Source organism: Pseudomonas sp. BF-R-24 (assembly GCF_019947335.1).
Lineage (GTDB): Bacteria > Pseudomonadota > Gammaproteobacteria > Pseudomonadales > Pseudomonadaceae > Aquipseudomonas > Aquipseudomonas jessenii.
The window spans coordinates 241,179-257,824 of sequence record NZ_JAGYGG010000001.1 but is presented as its reverse complement, the minus strand read 5'-3'; the positions used below and the strand labels follow the sequence as shown (position 1 = coordinate 257,824).

Below are 16,646 nucleotides of genomic sequence, written 5' to 3'. Positions count from 1 at the left end.
TTGCCCCGAGGCTATTCAACGGGGCGCTCATCATAACAGGACGGCCACGCCCAAGACAGCGGCCGTCATAGGGACGCAAGCCGCCATGCAAGTGAAACACCTGCTGCTGATCGCCATCCTCGCATTGACCGCTGCTTGCTCATCGAAGGAAGTCGTAGACGAAAACCTCAGTGAAGTCGAGCTGTACCAACAGGCTCAAAATGACCTGGACAACAGTAGCTACACCAGTGCCATCGCCAAGCTGAAGGCTCTGGAATCGCGTTATCCGTTCGGTCGCTATGCCGATCAGGCACAACTCGAACTCATCTACGCCAACTACAAGAACACCGAGCCAGAAGCGGCCAAGTCCGCTGCGGAACGCTTCATTCGTCTGCACCCACAGCATCCGAACGTCGATTATGCCTACTACCTCAAAGGCCTGACTTCTTTCGACCAGGACGTCGGCCTGCTGGCGCGTTTCCTGCCGCTGGACATGACCAAGCGTGACCCGGGCGCCGCCCGCGACTCCTATAACGAGTTCGCCCAGCTGACCAGCCGCTTCCCGAACAGCCGTTACGCACCGGATGCCAAGCAGCGCATGATCTATCTGCGCAACCTGCTGGCGGCCTACGAAATTCACGTGGCCGACTACTACCTGACCCGTCAGGCCTATGTCGCCGCCGCGAACCGCGGTCGTTACGTGGTGGAAAACTTCCAGGAAACCCCTTCGGTCGGCGACGGCCTGGCGGTGATGACCGAGGCCTACCAGCGCCTGCACCTGGACGAACTGGCTGCCACCAGCCTGGAAACCTTGAAGCTCAACTACCCGAACCACCCGACGCTGGTGGACGGCCAGTTCGTACCGACCGTCGCCGAAGCGGACAACCGTTCGTGGCTGAGCAAGGCGACCCTGGGCCTGATCGAGTCCCGTCCGCCGCTGCCACCAGGCGAAACCCGCGCCAACCAGGACGTACAGAGGCAGTTCCAGGACGCCAAGGACGCCATCCCGAGCGAGCTCAAGCCTAAAGACGACAATGGCGACGCGATCGAAGAAGAAAATCACGAAGCGGAAGGCAACAACAGTGACCGCTCGTGGTTCAGCTACATGACCTTCGGCGTGTTCGACTGACACCCCGGGTTGTGCAAAAAGGGAGACTTTCGAGTCTCCCTTTTTTATTTCGGCGCTTTATTACACTGTGCGCCTGTCAGGTCCTTGGCTAAACTGCCGCTTCATCAATCAAAAAGCTGCTCACCATGCTTCGTTTATTGTTCTGGATTGCCCTGATTGCCGCTGCAGTGTGGTTCTGGCGCAAGTTCAAGGGTCAGGCTTCCACCCCCAGGCCCCCTGCCGAGCGGGACGCGGCGCCCATGGTCCGTTGCGCCCATTGTGGCGTCCACCTGCCCCGCGACCGCGCGCTGAGCCTCGACCAACGATGGTATTGCAGCCAGGCTCACCTCGAGCAAGACAAGGATTCCAGCGGCCGCTGACACGTCACCCGAAATAGCGGCCGATTAAGGACTATCGCGCGCACCCAAGGAACTGAAAGGCGCAGATCGACGTCTGACACAGATTATTCAAGACCTCTCTCTGCGAATGAACCGGGTAATCGAAAACGTCCTGCACCTGCAGCGCCGCGAGCAAATGTCGCCGCTACGGCTCGAGCTGAAATCACTGGAAATACTCGAAAATAAAGCCCCAGCCCGCCATATCAGGGGCCTGGGGCTTTATCTGTCCGGCCAGCCGGGCGAAAGCATTCCGTCCCGCCTAAACTTCAAGGCACGCCAGGAAAGCGGCTGCTTTTGCATGACCTTTGCTCACGGACGGAACCTACGTTGAACACCAAACCACGACAAAAAGTCTTGATTGTCGATGACGAACCGGACATTCGCGAACTCCTGGAAATCACCCTGGGAAGGATGAAGCTGGAGACGTTCAACGCCCGCAACGTCGGCGAAGCGCAATCCCTGCTCAAACGCGAAACCTTCGATCTATGCCTGACCGACATGCAGTTGCCGGACGGTACCGGCCTGGAGCTGGTGCAGCACATCCAGCAACGCCACCCCCGGGTCCAGGTGGCAATGATCACCGCCTATGACAGTCTCGAAAACGCGATCAATGTGCTCAAGGCCGGGGCATTCGACTTCCTGACCAAACCGGTGGACCTTACGCGTCTGCGTGAGCTGGTCACCAGCGCCCTGCTGGTTCCTGCCCGCGGGGTCGGCATCGATCGTCGCTTGCTGGGCGACTCATTGCCCATGCGCAACCTGCGCGAACACATCACCAAACTGGCTGGCAGCCATGCGACGGTATACATCAGCGGAGAGTCCGGCAGCGGCAAGGAGTTGGTCGCGCGCCTGATCCACGATCAAAGCCCTCGCGCCAATCAGCCGTTCATTGCGATCAACTGCGCGGCGATTCCCTCGGAACTGTTGGAGAGCGAGTTTTTCGGCCATCGCAAAGGCAGTTTCAGCGGCGCTATCGAAGATAAGCCCGGTTTGTTCCAGACAGCCCACGGCGGCACCCTGCTCCTCGACGAAGTCGCCGACCTGCCGCTGTCCATGCAAGTCAAATTGCTGCGCGCGATTCAGGAGAAATCCGTACGCTGCGTTGGCGGGCAGCAGGAAGTGGCGGTGGATGTGCGCATTCTCTGCGCCACGCACAAGGACCTTGGCGCCGAAGTCGCCGCCGGACGATTTCGTCATGATCTTTACTACCGATTGAACGTGATCGAACTCCGGGTGCCACCCTTGCGCGAGCGTCGTGATGACATCGAAATGCTAGCCAGCCACATTCTCAAGCGTCTGGCCGCCGATACCGGTCAACCTGCGGCGAGACTCCACCCCCAAGCCCTCGATGCGCTGAAGAGCTATCGCTTCCCGGGCAATGTGCGGGAACTGGAAAACATGCTCGAACGGGCGCACACCTTGTGTGAGAACAAACAGATCGAAGCCGGCGACCTGCGCCTGGCTGAAGGCAACTGTGGGGCTGAGGGTGGCGTGCCGGACCTGACCCGGATCGACAATCTGGAAGCCTACCTGGAAAACATCGAACGCCAACTACTGCTCCAGGCCCTGGAGGAAACCCGCTGGAACCGCACGGCGGCGGCTCAGCGGTTGAACCTGTCATTCAGGTCGATGCGCTATAGGCTCAAGAAGTTTGGATTGGATTGAAGCCCTTATCGCGAGCAAGCCGCTCCCACGGGGTCATTGGTGAACACAACAACTGCGAACACCTCAGAACCATTGCAGGAGCGAACTTGCTCGCGATAGCGACCGTATAAACGACTGCGATCCAGCAGTCAGAGCCGCCCGGCAGGCGCATAAGGCGCCGGATCGATAATCGGCGCACGGCCCAGCATTACATCGGCAAACAGCTGGCATGACGCTGGCGCCAGCACCAGCCCGTTTCGGTAATGTCCGCAGTTGAGCCAGAGCCCATCAAAACCCGGCACCGGACCGATGTAGGGAATGCCCTCGGGTGATCCCGGGCGCAATCCGGCCCAATGCCCCACCACTTCGGCATCGGCCAGCGCCGGGATCAATTCCACCGCGGACGCTTTCAGGCTTTCCAGTGCCGACCCGGTCGGCGTCTTGTCAAAGCCTTCATGCTCCAGCGTACTGCCGATCAGTATGTGTCCGTCGCGCCGGGGAATCGCATAACGGCCCTTGGCCAGGACCATGCTCGGCAGGAAATCCGCCGCACACTTGTAGAGAATCATCTGCCCTTTCACCGGTTCGACCGGCAGCGTCAGATCAAGAAGCTTGAGCAAATCACCGCTCCAGGCCCCCGCCGTCAGGACGACTTGATCGCCCGGAACAGTACCTGTGGAGGTCTGCACGCCGACCACTTTATTGCCCTCACGAACAAACCCGCTGACTTCGCACTGCTCATGGATCGTCACGTTCGGCAGCGCCAGCAACGCAGCCTTGAGTGACTTCACCAGACGCGGATTACGCACATTGGCGACGTCGGCCATGTAGATCGCCCGGGAAAAACCGCTGCCCAGCACCGGCACGGCGTCGTGTGCTGCCGAAATATCCACCGCGCTAAGCGGGCGATTTTCCCGGACAGCCCAAGCCAGCGCTTCAGCCTCGTCATCCAGATCCAGCCAGTACAGACCGGTGGTGTGCACTTCAGGATCAACGCCAGTGGCGGCAAACAAGCGCTCGCCCAGCTGTGGATAAAAGTCCTGGGACCAGTGAGCCAACGCGGTGACCGCCGAGCTGTAGCGCCACGGGTAAAGCGGCGAAACGATGCCGCCGCCGGCCCAGGACGATTCCTGGCCGACGCTCGAGCGATCCAGCAGCACAACGCTTTGCACTTCGGAGGCGAGATTGAAGGCCGTCAGCAATCCAATCACCCCACCGCCGACAATCACCACTTGCTGTTGCCTGGTCATGTTCTGATCCAATCGTTAAATAGACAGAGGGTACGAAAGGCACCCGAAATAGAAACTCAGCGCCCCCAGCAGTCTTTGCTGGTCAGGCCGGATTTCGCGTTGACCATACCGAGCACACCGGTGTTGGTGATGGTCAGATCACCGCACTTGTCAGTGGCCATGCTCGAGTCAGCCTTGCGCACCGCCGTCAGCAGAAAACTCTGGTCGGTCAGGGTCGGTGTGATGCTGTAGTAATCATTGCCGGCACTGAGGCCCGTCGCATCGGTGTAGGCATTTTTCTGCGAGTAGAAGCGCTCCAGGAGCTGCGCCTGCTCCGAGAGCAGACCGGCTACTTCTGCGCGACGGCCCTTGTTCAGGTATTCGGTGAAACTCGGGGCAGCAATGGTCATGACAATACCGATGATCGCAATCACGATCATGATTTCGATCAGGGTAAAACCGCGGTTGGAACTACGCATGCCTCAATTCTCACTCACTGTATTTGTCGCCACATGATGCGACGGCTGCCGCCGGATTTTTCCATCCCCGCAGTACCGTCGCCAGTGGAATCGTTCACGGCCCCGCCATTGTCGCTGGCGTCCTGGGTCGAATGTTCCCCGATAAAGATCACGCCATCGGATAGCGTGTCGCTGTTGTCGACCACTCCATCGGCGTTGCTGTCGAGCATCTTAACGCTGATCGCAGCGGGCAGCTTCAGGCAGACGGCCTTCAACCCCTGATTGCCATGGTAAAAACCGTACCAGTTGCCATTGGCCAGACAGGTGGGCCGGTTCAGCGCTGGCGAATCCGCTGATGTGGCAGCGTGCGCCGACACCGACAGGTTAAGCGCGACGACGGCACCAAACAGTTGTGGCCATAACCTGACAGGTCGCTCAGTACTTCGCATAGATGCTCTCCACCACACTGCGCGAATGCCCCGCGATGCCGACCGCCGTTACCCGATACAACATCGCCGGGGTATTGATTGGCACATTCACCGCACCTTGGCTGTCACCAATATTTTGCACACCATAAAAGCCGTTGCCCGATGCAATCCAGGTCACTCCGGAAGAAGCGTTGAAACCGGCAGCGGTAATAGTCGAAGACTCGGACGGTGGCGCACATTGAACGATGCCGCTACAAACAGGTAGCGCATAACTGTCCCGTTGCACTGTACTCTCGCCCACCCGCAATGCGGCTTCGGCACGCTGAAACGACTGGTTGCGCAAGGCGACACTACCGGCCATTTTTTCCTGCAAGGTGGCGCTTTGCATCGATGAAAGGCCAATCAACGTCAGCAAGAGCAAGAACACCAGGCTGACCAATAGGGCCATGCCGCGCTGGGTGTAACACGTCATGGGAGACCGATTCATTGGCACCCTCTCATGGCAAGCGGTTGCGCAGAGCGGCAACCACATTGAAGGTTTGATCGCTCACGCGGTGATTCGGATCGGTGAGGGTCAGGCTCAGGCGAACGCTACGAATCAGCGCGGGGTTCGGCGGGTTGCTGCTGTAGCGCGAAGCAGCCAGATCAGTGGCCGTACTGGCCAGGCCGAAGCTCACGTCGAAAGCGCTGACGTTATCCACCAATACCTGGTCTGCTGCGGTCCCGCCTTTCATCAACAGTTGGTTGTTGTTGAAGCTGTAAATCAGCCGCCGGATCGGAAATGCCAGTTGCCCTGCCACTGGCATCCGACCTTCACTGTAGGCCGTCGAATTGGTTCTACAATCGGAAAGCACGGTCCAGTCCGGCTTGTCGCCATTGCTGCCGACATCCGCCGTAACCAGCGTCAAACTGCGACTGCCATTGTCCCAACGGATCGGCGTTACACGATTGGCATGGAAATCACCTTTCTTGCTGGAATCAGTGATCCTTTCCAGGCAACCGAACATCCCGACCATGCGAATCTCCTGAATCATTTTGCTCAACACGAAACGTGCATCCTCCTGCATGTTCGCGGCCGCATTCTGGCTGAGATAGGTGTTCTTGGCCGCGATGAAAACCTGCACCACGCCCAGCACCACGATCAGGCTCAACGCCATGGCGATCAACAACTCGACCAGGCTAAAACCCCTGCTGCTGCGCCTCACGGGATCACCATCGGATCAATGGCCGCGCGGCTGCTCAGGATGAAGCTGCGTCGCGAATCGGCAGTATTCGCGGCCCGTGAGTCGTCCCAGGTAATCGTGATGGTGTACACCTGCTGGTTGACGGTAACACTGCCCGTCGCGGAGGCTCCGAGTGAACTGACGATGTTGGCGTTGAAATCAAACAGGTCCTGATCCCGGGTAACGTCAGGATTGCCCGTGGCCGGCGGCGCAATGGTGTAATCCGCTGCGGCGTTGGCGCGAATGCGGTCCATCAGGTCATAGGCGATAAAACTGGCCTGACTGGTCATGCGCGCACTGTCCGTGTACTTCAGCGCATTGAGCTGAAACGCCGCCGCCCCCAGCAGGCCCACTCCCAGAATGACTAACGCCACCAGGACTTCGACCAGCGTCATGCCCTCCTGCGCGCCTTGCCTCCCTGCCCTCATCCGCAACTTCCACCCAATAGAATTCGTCCGTTCAAACACACCGTCAGCGTCCTGCTTTGTGCGCCCCGCCCATAGCTGATCACCACCTCTGAGGACGGTGATGACAATCCGCCCATACTGTTGAAATCGATGGCAGTGACGTCAGAGGTTAGCGCCAGAGTTGCACCGCCGCTCATCGCCGGAACAACCCGCAATACATTGGCCAAAGCGCCAGTACCGTCGTAAACCGTCAGTTCCCCACTCCAGACATCCCCACCGGCCGTCGGTCGCACCCGTGTGGCATTGCCCCGCTCGATGGCTTCGAGCCGGGCAAAATTCAGGGCTCGTCGCAGGTCAGCGATTTCAGTATCCGCCCTCGTTGTTTGCATCGAGCGGGTAAACGCCGGGACAGCCAGAGTCAGCAGAATCAGAAGGATCGCGATCGCGACCAGCAACTCGATCAGCGTGAAACCTTTTGTAGGATGATCCATCGGGGCCTTCTGCTTCCTTCGGCTATACCTGCTCTTGCGCAGCACAACATTCGAGCGATGCGGTGCGTTTGCGTTGCCATTTCTCGTGCAGGGATTGCGCGGGCTACAGCACGCCACGGAGGGAGATGTCATGCGGCAACAAGGCTTCAGCCTGATCGAACTGCTCATGGGACTGGCAATTACAGGAATTGTTCTGCAGTTGGTCAGCCCGGCGTTCGCAACGCTGATCGAGTCGAACCAGAGACAGCAAGCGGCGCAGGCCCTTTTCAGCAGTATTCGCACCGCCCGGAGCGAAGCCATCGTCCGCAACCAGGCCGTGGTGATTCACGGCATCAATGGCGACTGGAGCCAAGGCTGGCGGATGATTCTGGATATCAGCGGCAAGGGGGAGATGGACAGCGACAATCCACTGCTGGCCGAACGCCAGAGCGGCGCACGCGTGTCGATTGTGGGGAACGGTCCGGTCGAAAGTTCCATACGATTCAGAGGTCAGGGCGAGTCACTGATTGGAGGGACGTTATACATTTGCACCGTTCGCGAACCGGTAAGCCAACATCAAGTGGTGTTGGCACGGACCGGTCGCGTCAGCCTGCGCAACGACAAGGTTGGGCAGCCGTTATGCGAAAAAAGGAATAAATTCAGAGCAACGAACGAACGCGCAGTTCTTTAGGCATAGAGAACGTGATGTTCTCCTCGCGACCGGCCAATTCATCGGCACCGGTGGCACCCCAGGCCTGCAACTGCTGGATTACGCCGCGCACCAGGACTTCAGGGGCGGATGCGCCAGCGGTGATGCCGATACGCTCGACGCCGTCGAACCAGCTCTTTTGCAGGTCTTCGGCACCGTCGATCAGGTAGGCCGGAGTGGACATGCGCTCTGCCAATTCGCGCAAGCGATTGGAGTTCGAGCTGTTCGGACTGCCAACCACCAGCACCACATCACACTCGTCGGCCAGTTGCTTGACCGCGTCCTGACGGTTTTGCGTGGCGTAGCAAATGTCGTCCTTGCGCGGTCCACCGATGGCCGGGAAGCGCGCACGCAGAGCGTCGATAACGCGACTGGTATCGTCCATCGACAATGTGGTCTGGGTCACGAAGGCGAGCGCTTCAGGGTTTTTCACCTGCAAAGCCGCGACATCCTTCTCGTCTTCGACCAGGTAGATCGCGCCGCCATTGCTGGCATCATACTGGCCCATGGTGCCTTCGACTTCCGGGTGACCGGCGTGGCCGATGAGAATGCACTCTCGGCCGTCACGGCTGTAGCGCGCCACTTCGATGTGGACTTTGGTCACCAGCGGGCACGTGGCGTCGAACACTTTCAACCCACGGCCAGCCGCTTCGCTGCGCACGGCCTGGGAAACGCCGTGGGCACTGAAGATCACGATGACGTCGTCCGGCACCTGATCCAGCTCTTCGACGAAGATCGCACCGCGGGAGCGCAGGTCTTCGACGACAAATTTATTGTGGACCACTTCGTGGCGCACATAGATCGGCGGCCCGAAGACTTCCAGGGCGCGGTTGACGATTTCGATCGCCCGGTCCACACCGGCGCAGAAGCCACGGGGGTTGGCGAGTTTGATTTGCATGCTGTGCCTCGTGTCTTGCGCGCGAAAACAATGAAAAACAAACTGTGGGAGCGAGCAAGCTCGCTCCCACAGGGTCCGGTGGCAACAGAAGCTGCCCCGTAGTGCCTTACAGCGCTTTGACGGAGATGATCTCTACGTCAAAGGTCAACGTCTTGCCCGCCAGCGGGTGGTTGAAGTCGATGGTCACTTGCGCGTCATCGAACTCTTTGACCACGCCCGGCAATTCAGTATTGGCCGCATCGTTGAAGATCACCAGCAAACCTGGCGACAGCTCCATATCCTGGAACTGTGAACGCGGGATGATCTGCACGTTTTGCGGGTTGGGCTGGCCGAAAGCGTTTTCCGGCTCGATGCTCAGCGTGCGCTTGTCACCGGCCTTGAAACCGAACAGCGCCGCTTCGAAACCTGGCAACAGGTTGCCGTCACCGACCTTGAAGGTCGCCGGGGCTTTATCGAAGGTGCTGTCCACCGTGTCGCCGTTCTCCAGGCGCAATGCGAAATGCAAGGTGACTTCCGTGTTCTGGCCGATGCGTTGCTCAGCCAATACCTGTTCAGTCATGAACGGTTTCTCCGGTCTTTTTACTTTTGAACATATCCAGTGCCAGCATGACAGCACCAACCGTGATTGCGCTGTCGGCAAAGTTGAACGCCGGGAAATACCAGCGATTCTGCCAATGCACCAGAATGAAATCGATCACATGGCCCAGGGCAATGCGGTCATACAGATTGCCCAGCGCGCCGCCGAGCACCAGTGCCAGCGCAACCGCCAGCCAGGTCTCGTTGCGCCCCAGACGCTTGAGCCACACCACCAGCACCGCACTGACCACGACAGCGATCAACGCGAATAGCCAGCGCTGCCAGCCGGAGCTGTCAGCCAGGAAACTGAATGCCGCGCCAGTGTTGTAGGCCAGGGTCCAGCTGAAGTAATCGGGGATGATCACGATCTGCTGGTACATCTGGAGCTTGCCTTCGAAGTAGAACTTGCTGGCCTGGTCGATGACCAGGACCAGCAAACTCAACCAGAGCCAGCTCAGCCGTCCGAAACGGCCAACGGCATTAGGCATAGTGACGGACCTCGCCAGCGCCGCTGATGTTGTCGACGCAACGGCCGCAGATTTCCGGATGCTCCGGGTTCACACCGACGTCTTCACGGCAGTGCCAGCAACGAGCGCACTTGGCGTGGCCCGACTTGACGATTTTCAGCTTCAGGCCGCTGACTTCAGTGACCACGGCATCGGCCGGTGCTTGCACCAATGGCGCAACACTGGCGGTCGAAGTGATCAGTACAAAGCGCAGTTCGTTGCTCAACTTGGCCAGGTCGGCGGTGAGCGCGTCTTCGGCGAACAGCGTCACCTCGGCCTGCAGGTTGCCACCGACAGCCTTGGCTGCACGCTGGATTTCCATTTCCTTGTTGACCGCGACCTTGACCGCCATGATCCGGTCCCAGTAAGCGCGATCCAGCTCGATGCCTTCCGGCAGTTCGCTCAGGCCTTCGTACCAGGTGTTGAGCATGACAGACTCGTTACGCTCGCCCGGCAGGTACTGCCACAGTTCGTCGGCGGTGAACGCCAGGATCGGCGCGATCCAGCGCACCAGCGCCTCGGAGATGTGGAAAAGCGCAGTCTGGCACGAACGACGAGCCTTGCTGTCGGCTCCAGTGGTGTACTGACGATCCTTGATGATATCGAGGTAGAAGCCGCCCAGTTCCTGCACGCAGAAGTTGTGGATCTTCGAGTACACGTTCCAGAAGCGGTATTCGCCGTAGTGCTCTTGCAGTTCGCGTTGCAACAGCAGGGTACGGTCCACGGCCCAACGGTCCAGAGCCAGCATTTCTTCGGCCGGCAGCAGGTCGGTGGCCGGGTTGAAGCCGGTCAGGTTCGAAAGCAGGAAACGCGCGGTGTTACGGATACGCCGGTAGGCGTCCGCACTGCGTTGCAGGATCTGCTCGGAAACCGCCATTTCACCCGAATAGTCGGTCGAAGCGACCCACAGACGCATGATGTCGGCGCCCAGGGTGTCGTTGACTTTCTGTGGCGCGATCACGTTGCCCAGGGACTTGGACATCTTGCGGCCGGACTCGTCGACAGTGAAGCCGTGAGTCAGCAGTTCGCGATACGGTGCGTGGTTGTCGATGGCGCAACCGGTCAGCAGCGACGAGTGGAACCAGCCACGGTGTTGGTCCGAACCTTCCAGGTACAGGTCGGCGCGCGGGCCGGTTTCGTGACCCATCGGGTGCGAACCGCGCAGAACGTGCCAGTGCGTAGTACCCGAGTCGAACCAGACGTCCAGGGTGTCGCTGATCTTGTCGTACTGCGGCGCTTCATCGCCCAGCAGTTCGGCTGCGTCCAGCTTGAACCAGGCCTCGATGCCTTCGACTTCAACGCGCTTGGCCACGACTTCCATCAGCTCGACGGTACGTGGGTGCAGTTCGCCGCTTTCCTTGTTCAGGAAGAACGGGATCGGCACGCCCCAGTTGCGCTGACGGGAAATGCACCAGTCCGGACGGTTGGCGATCATCGAGTGCAGGCGCGCCTGGCCCCAGGCCGGAACGAACTGGGTCTCTTCGATGGCTTTGAGCGAGCGCTGACGCAGGGTGTCGCCGGTGGTCGGCTGCTTGTCCATGCCGATGAACCACTGCGCGGTAGCGCGATAGATCAGCGGGGTTTTGTGGCGCCAGCAGTGCATGTAGCTGTGTTCGATGACGGTGGTGTGCAGCAGCGCACCGACTTCGGTCAGCTTGTCGACGATGGCCGGGTTGGCCTTCCAGATGAACTGGCCGCCGAAGAACTCCAGCGACGGCACGTAAACGCCGTTGCTTTGTACCGGATTGAGGATGTCATCGTTGACCATGCCGTACTTCTTGCAGGTCACGAAGTCGTCCACGCCGTAGGCCGGAGATGAGTGAACCACGCCGGTGCCGGCGCCCAGTTCAACGTAGTCGGCCAGGTAAACCGGCGACAGACGGTCGTAGAACGGGTGACGGAAGTTGATCAGTTCCAGCGCTTTGCCGGTGGTGGTCGCAACGACCGAGCCTTCCAGCGAGTAGCGCGCCAGGCACGACTCGACCAGCTCTTCAGCCAGCACCAGCAGTTTGTCGCCGACGTCGACCAGGGCGTAGTTGAATTCCGGGTGAACGTTCAGCGCCTGGTTGGCCGGGATGGTCCACGGGGTGGTGGTCCAGATCACGATCGAGGCAGGCTTGCCCAGCGATGGCAGACCGAAGGCGGCAGCCAGTTTGGCTTCATCGGCAATCGGGAAGGCCACGTCGATGGTCGAGGACTTCTTGTTTTCGTACTCGACTTCCGCTTCGGCCAGGGCCGAACCACAGTCGAAGCACCAGTTCACAGGCTTCAAGCCCTTGAACACGAAACCGCCCTTGACGATTTCGGCCAAGGCACGGATTTCACCGGCCTCGTTCTTGAAGTCCATGGTCTTGTACGGGTTGGCGAAGTCACCCAGCACACCCAGGCGGATGAACTCGGACTTCTGCCCTTCGATCTGTTCGGTGGCGTAGGCCCGGCACAGTTCGCGGGTCTTGTCCGCGCCCAGGTTCTTGCCGTGGGTCACTTCGACCTTGTGCTCGATCGGCAGGCCGTGGCAGTCCCAGCCCGGAACATAAGGCGCGTCGAAGCCCGACAGGGTTTTCGAGCGGATGATCATGTCCTTGAGAATCTTGTTCAGCGCATGACCGATGTGAATCGAGCCGTTGGCGTACGGAGGGCCGTCGTGCAATACGAACTTCGGACGATCCTTGCCAATCTCGCGCAACTTTCCGTACAGGCCAATACTGTCCCAGCGCTGCAGGATCTGCGGTTCGCGCTGTGGCAGGCCGGCCTTCATTGGGAAGGCGGTGTCCGGAAGGTTTAGCGTGGCTTTATAGTCGGTCATTTAAGGCTCTTCATTAGCGATGGGCGCTAGGTGCGGCTAGTGCACGGGCGGCGGCGACATCCGCGTTGATCGCCGTTTTCAACGCCTCCAGAGAGGCGAAACGCTGCTCTTCACGCAGCTTGTGGTGGAAAACCACCGTTAAACGCCGGTCATACAGATCGCCGGCAAAATCTAAAAGATGTATTTCGAGGTGGGCCTTGCCATCACCTTGTACCGTTGGCCGCACGCCGATATTGGCGACGCCTGGCCAGGTCTTGCCGTCGATGTCGACGTTGACCAGGTAAACCCCGGAAAGCGGAACGCGACGGCGCTTGAGTTGTATGTTGGCCGTGGGCGTACCCAACTGGCGAGCCAGCTTCTGGCCGTGGAGTACCCGCCCGGTAATCTGGAACGGCCGACCTAACAGTCGCTCGGCCAAGGCAAAATCAGCTGCGGCCAGGGCATTGCGGACCTGAGTGCTGCTGACGCGAATACCGTCCAGCTCAACGGTTTGCGCCGCCTCGACGGTAAAACCCTGAACGATGCCGGCCTGTTGCAGGAAATCGAAATCTCCCGCGCGGTCACAGCCGAAACGGAAGTCATCCCCGACCTCCAGGTGCTGGACGCCAAGACCGTCGACCAGAATGGTATCGACGAACTCACTGGCACTGAGCTTGCTCAGGCGCTGGTTAAAGGCCAGGCACAGAACACGGTCGACGCCTTCGGCGGCCAGCAATTGCAGCTTGTCCCGCAGGCGGGCCAGACGAGCCGGCGCGGTGTCCGGAGCGAAGAACTCTCGCGGTTGCGGCTCGAAAATCACCACGCAGCTGGGCACGCCCAACTCGAGCGCACGCTCACGCAGGCGCGCCAGGATAGCCTGGTGGCCGCGGTGTACACCGTCAAAGTTGCCAATAGTGGCGACACAGCCCCGATGCCGGGGGCGCAGATTGTGGAGGCCTCGAACCAGCTGCATAACGCGCTTCTTGCTCATAAAGTGGTCGATTATAACCACACCCGGCGGCCGACGACAGGCAACACCGTAACCCAAAGTGATCGAGCCGACAAAACCGCCGGCTCGCCCGTGTTTATCAAGGCCAGAACCTCAGCCCAGCGCCTTGCGATTGAAGTCGCGCAAACGGAAGCCCATCAACACTAACATGCCGAAATAAGCCACCACACCGGCAACGACCAAGGCACCCAGACGCAGGAAACGCTCAAGCATCTGCCCCTCGCCCCACGCCGGCATGAAATGCATCCCTGCCAGCAACACGCCAGACATCACCGCTACCGCAACCACCAGCTTGAAGCCGAACTTTGCCCAGCCCGGTTGCGGCTGGTACATCTGCTGTTTACGCAGCTGATAGAAGAGCAGCCCTGCATTGAGGCAGGCACCGGCGCTGATGGCGAGCGCCAGTCCCGCGTGAGCCAGCGGACCGATCAGCAACAGGTTGAACAACTGAGTGACGACCAACGTGAAAATTGCGATTTTTACCGGCGTGCGGATGTTTTGTTGCGCATAAAAGCCCGGCGCGAGCACTTTGATCACGATAATTCCGAGCAAGCCGACGGAATAGGCGATCAACGCGCGCTGAGTCATGGCCGCATCATGGGCATCAAACTGGCCGTACTGGAACAGCGAAACCGTCAACGGCTCGGCCAGAATCCCCAGCGCGAAGGCGCAAGGCAATACCAGCACGAAGCATAGACGCAGGCCCCAATCGAGGATGCGCGAGTATTCGTGGCGATCCTTGCTGGCGTAAGTCTTGGCCAGAGTCGGCAGCAGAATCGTCCCCAGCGCCACGCCCAACACGCCGGATGGCAACTCCATCAAACGGTCGGCGTAGTACATCCAGGACACGGAACCTGCGACCAGGAACGAAGCGAAAATCGTATTGATGATCAGCGAGATCTGGCTCACCGATACCCCGAGAATCGCCGGCAACATCTGCTTCATCACCCGCCAGACGCCGCTGTCGCGCAGGTTCAGGCGCGGCAACACCAGCATGCCGATCTTTTTCAGGTGCGGCAGTTGATAGAGCAACTGTGCCAGGCCACCCACCAGTACCGCCCAACCGAGCGCCATTACGGGCGGATCGAAGTACGGTGTCAGGAACAACGCAAAAATAATCATGCTGACGTTGAGCAGCGTCGGCACGAATGCCGGGACCGAAAAACGGTTCCAGGTGTTGAGGATCGCACCCGCCAGCGACGACAGGGAAATCAGCAATATGTAAGGAAAGGTCACCCGCAACAGACTCGTGGTCAGCTCGAACTTCTCGGGCGTATCAATGAAACCCGGCGCGGTCACCCAGATGACCCACGGGGCGGCAATCATGCCCAACGCCGTGACGAGTGCCAGCACCAGCGTCAGCAGGCCGGAAACATAGGCAATGAAGGTTCGCGTCGCCTCATCCCCTTTCTGACTTTTATATTCGGCAAGAATCGGTACGAATGCCTGGGAAAACGCCCCTTCGGCGAAAATCCGCCGCAACAGATTGGGCAGTTTGAAGGCGATGAAGAAGGCGTCGGTCGCCATTCCCGCGCCGAATGCACGTGCAATTAGGGTGTCACGAACAAATCCCAAAACCCGGGAAAGCATCGTGATAGAGCTGACGGCGGCCAACGATTTGAGCAGATTCATTGAAAGAGTTTGTGCCTGTCGATAAACAGCAGGCGAACTAAGCGCCCACTTATGCGATACTCCGCGCCGCAACAGCACAGAGCCAAAGCTCGCGAGTTTACAGGTCGCACGCTGGAAAGAAATATCCAGAGGTGTAGCACCTACCACTTAGCGGAACGTCTCAACCGCCCTTGACAAGACCTCAACTCATCGGCATGATTCGCGGCCTATTTTGTTTGCTATTTCCTAAAAAGTCTTTCGAGGAGCTCGACGGTGGCCAACTCACCTTCCGCCAAAAAACGTGCAAAACAGGCTGAGAAGCGTCGCAGCCACAACGCCAGCCTGCGTTCCATGGTTCGTACCTACATCAAGAATGTAGTTAAGGCCATCGACGCAAAAGACGCTGCCAAAGCTCAAGCTGCTTACGTTCTGGCTGTGCCAGTTATCGACCGTATGGCCGATAAAGGCATCATCCACAAGAACAAGGCCGCTCGTCATAAGAGCCGCCTGAATGGCCACGTGAAGGCCCTGAACGTTGCCGCTGCTGCCTAAGCGACTCGTTCATTAAAAAACCGACCTCAGGGTCGGTTTTTTATTGCCTGCGATTTGATGAACGCGACACAAAAAAATGTGGGAGCGGGCTTGCTCGCGAATGCGGTGTATCAGATGACATGTGCGTCTACTGACACCCCCTCTTCGCGAGCAAGCCCGCTCCCACATTTCGTTTTGCGTAAGGTTACTGAGCGTTCGTCCACGGCAAAATCGGAATCGCCGTCACCGCATTCTGCGGACTACCCTCGATCAGGCGATCGCTGTACACCAGATACACCAGCGTATTGCGCTTTTTGTCGAGGAAGCGCACCACCTGCATGGTCTTGAACACCAGGGACGTGCGCTCCTTGAACACCTCGTCACCATCCTTGAGCTCACCCTTGAAGCTGATCGGTCCGACCTGCCGGCAAGCGATAGACGCTTCGGCACGGTCCTCGGCCAAACCAAGACCACCCTTCACCCCGCCGGTCTTGGCGCGCGACAGATAGCAGGTCACGCCGTCGACCTTGGGATCATCAAAGGCCTCGACCACGATCCGGTCATTCGGCCCGACGAACTTGAACACCGTCGACACCTGACCGATCTCTTCGGCCGACGCCAGCAGCGGCATCGCCACCAGCAATCCCAACAATCCTTTTGCCACGCGCATTCAGGTA

Annotated in this window: 19 protein-coding genes and 1 pseudogene; 6 read left to right on the top strand and 14 right to left on the bottom strand. The window is 59.2% G+C overall.

Annotated features, from left to right (window positions below; genetic code table 11):
* The first annotated feature begins 85 nt into the window (after window positions 1-85).
* The 4 genes and pseudogenes from KGA98_RS01280 to KGA98_RS01265 all read left to right on the top strand — a co-directional run bounded on the left by KGA98_RS01280 (window position 86) and on the right by KGA98_RS01265 (window position 3,150).
* Window positions 86-1,108: an outer membrane protein assembly factor BamD gene (locus KGA98_RS01280; protein ID WP_057713251.1), complete on the top strand. Its 1,023-nt coding sequence runs from the start codon at window positions 86-88 to the stop codon at window positions 1,106-1,108.
* A gap of 125 nt (window positions 1,109-1,233) precedes the next feature.
* Window positions 1,234-1,467 (top strand): PP0621 family protein, encoded by a 234-nt coding sequence (locus KGA98_RS01275; RefSeq protein ID WP_057713250.1) that lies wholly within the window; start codon window positions 1,234-1,236, stop codon window positions 1,465-1,467.
* Window positions 1,468-1,498: 31 nt separating this feature from the next.
* A pseudogene (locus KGA98_RS01270) lies at window positions 1,499-1,816 on the top strand (hypothetical protein); the annotation flags it as partial.
* Window positions 1,813-3,150: a sigma-54-dependent transcriptional regulator gene (locus KGA98_RS01265; RefSeq protein ID WP_150813480.1), complete on the top strand. Its 1,338-nt coding sequence runs from the start codon at window positions 1,813-1,815 to the stop codon at window positions 3,148-3,150. The pseudogene KGA98_RS01270 and the gene KGA98_RS01265, both read left to right, overlap by 4 nt.
* A gap of 128 nt (window positions 3,151-3,278) precedes the next feature.
* On the opposite strand, the gene thiO is transcribed toward KGA98_RS01265, so the two are convergent.
* Genes thiO through KGA98_RS01230 form a run of 7 tightly spaced genes read right to left on the bottom strand, consistent with a single transcriptional unit; the run spans window position 3,279 to window position 7,365 of the window.
* Window positions 3,279-4,379 (bottom strand): glycine oxidase ThiO, encoded by a 1,101-nt coding sequence (gene thiO / locus KGA98_RS01260; protein WP_223500383.1) that lies wholly within the window; start codon window positions 4,377-4,379, stop codon window positions 3,279-3,281.
* A gap of 56 nt (window positions 4,380-4,435) precedes the next feature.
* A complete protein-coding gene (locus KGA98_RS01255) occupies window positions 4,436-4,837 on the bottom strand; it encodes a type IV pilin protein (protein WP_223500380.1) in 402 nt (133 codons plus the stop codon).
* 14 nt (window positions 4,838-4,851) lie between these two features.
* Entirely contained in the window at window positions 4,852-5,265 is a 414-nt protein-coding gene (locus tag KGA98_RS01250; protein ID WP_154862177.1) for a hypothetical protein, read from the bottom strand.
* Window positions 5,252-5,731, bottom strand: a complete 480-nt coding sequence (locus KGA98_RS01245) for a PilX N-terminal domain-containing pilus assembly protein (protein ID WP_223500378.1) — start codon at window positions 5,729-5,731, stop codon at window positions 5,252-5,254. The genes KGA98_RS01250 and KGA98_RS01245 overlap by 14 nt, the downstream gene beginning before the upstream one ends.
* Before the next feature lie 10 nt (window positions 5,732-5,741).
* Window positions 5,742-6,449, bottom strand: a complete 708-nt coding sequence (locus KGA98_RS01240; RefSeq protein ID WP_223500376.1) for a PilW family protein — start codon at window positions 6,447-6,449, stop codon at window positions 5,742-5,744.
* Window positions 6,446-6,895: a type IV pilus modification protein PilV gene (gene pilV / locus KGA98_RS01235; RefSeq protein WP_223500373.1), complete on the bottom strand. Its 450-nt coding sequence runs from the start codon at window positions 6,893-6,895 to the stop codon at window positions 6,446-6,448. Before pilV ends, KGA98_RS01240 begins: the two co-directional genes overlap by 4 nt.
* Entirely contained in the window at window positions 6,892-7,365 is a 474-nt protein-coding gene (locus KGA98_RS01230) for a GspH/FimT family protein (protein ID WP_223500361.1), read from the bottom strand. Before KGA98_RS01230 ends, pilV begins: the two co-directional genes overlap by 4 nt.
* 130 nt (window positions 7,366-7,495) lie before the next feature.
* Between KGA98_RS01230 and KGA98_RS01225 the strand changes: the two genes are divergently transcribed.
* Window positions 7,496-8,035: a GspH/FimT family pseudopilin gene (locus tag KGA98_RS01225; protein ID WP_154947287.1), complete on the top strand. Its 540-nt coding sequence runs from the start codon at window positions 7,496-7,498 to the stop codon at window positions 8,033-8,035.
* Here KGA98_RS01225 and ispH read toward each other — a convergent pair.
* From ispH to murJ, 6 genes are all read right to left on the bottom strand, one after another.
* Window positions 8,004-8,951, bottom strand: a complete 948-nt coding sequence (ispH, locus tag KGA98_RS01220) for a 4-hydroxy-3-methylbut-2-enyl diphosphate reductase (protein ID WP_223500359.1) — start codon at window positions 8,949-8,951, stop codon at window positions 8,004-8,006. The genes KGA98_RS01225 and ispH overlap by 32 nt on opposite strands.
* Before the next feature lie 106 nt (window positions 8,952-9,057).
* Entirely contained in the window at window positions 9,058-9,495 is a 438-nt protein-coding gene (gene fkpB, locus KGA98_RS01215) for an FKBP-type peptidyl-prolyl cis-trans isomerase (protein WP_172435403.1), read from the bottom strand.
* A 7-nt stretch (window positions 9,496-9,502) separates the two neighbouring features.
* Window positions 9,503-10,015: a signal peptidase II gene (gene lspA / locus KGA98_RS01210; RefSeq protein WP_007970932.1), complete on the bottom strand. Its 513-nt coding sequence runs from the start codon at window positions 10,013-10,015 to the stop codon at window positions 9,503-9,505.
* A complete protein-coding gene (gene ileS / locus KGA98_RS01205; protein WP_218497997.1) occupies window positions 10,008-12,839 on the bottom strand; it encodes an isoleucine--tRNA ligase in 2,832 nt (943 codons plus the stop codon). Before ileS ends, lspA begins: the two co-directional genes overlap by 8 nt.
* 13 nt (window positions 12,840-12,852) lie before the next feature.
* Entirely contained in the window at window positions 12,853-13,791 is a 939-nt protein-coding gene (gene ribF / locus KGA98_RS01200; RefSeq protein WP_173677972.1) for a bifunctional riboflavin kinase/FAD synthetase, read from the bottom strand.
* A 129-nt stretch (window positions 13,792-13,920) separates the two neighbouring features.
* Window positions 13,921-15,459 (bottom strand): murein biosynthesis integral membrane protein MurJ, encoded by a 1,539-nt coding sequence (gene murJ, locus KGA98_RS01195; RefSeq protein WP_057713236.1) that lies wholly within the window; start codon window positions 15,457-15,459, stop codon window positions 13,921-13,923.
* A gap of 252 nt (window positions 15,460-15,711) precedes the next feature.
* Between murJ and rpsT the strand changes: the two genes are divergently transcribed.
* Window positions 15,712-15,990 carry a 30S ribosomal protein S20 gene (gene rpsT, locus KGA98_RS01190; protein WP_007970922.1) on the top strand — a complete coding sequence of 93 codons (279 nt, stop codon included), beginning with the start codon at window positions 15,712-15,714 and terminating at the stop codon, window positions 15,988-15,990.
* 184 nt (window positions 15,991-16,174) lie between these two features.
* On the opposite strand, the gene KGA98_RS01185 is transcribed toward rpsT, so the two are convergent.
* A complete protein-coding gene (locus KGA98_RS01185; RefSeq protein WP_223500357.1) occupies window positions 16,175-16,639 on the bottom strand; it encodes a CreA family protein in 465 nt (154 codons plus the stop codon).
* Between the last annotated feature and the right edge of the window lie 7 nt (window positions 16,640-16,646).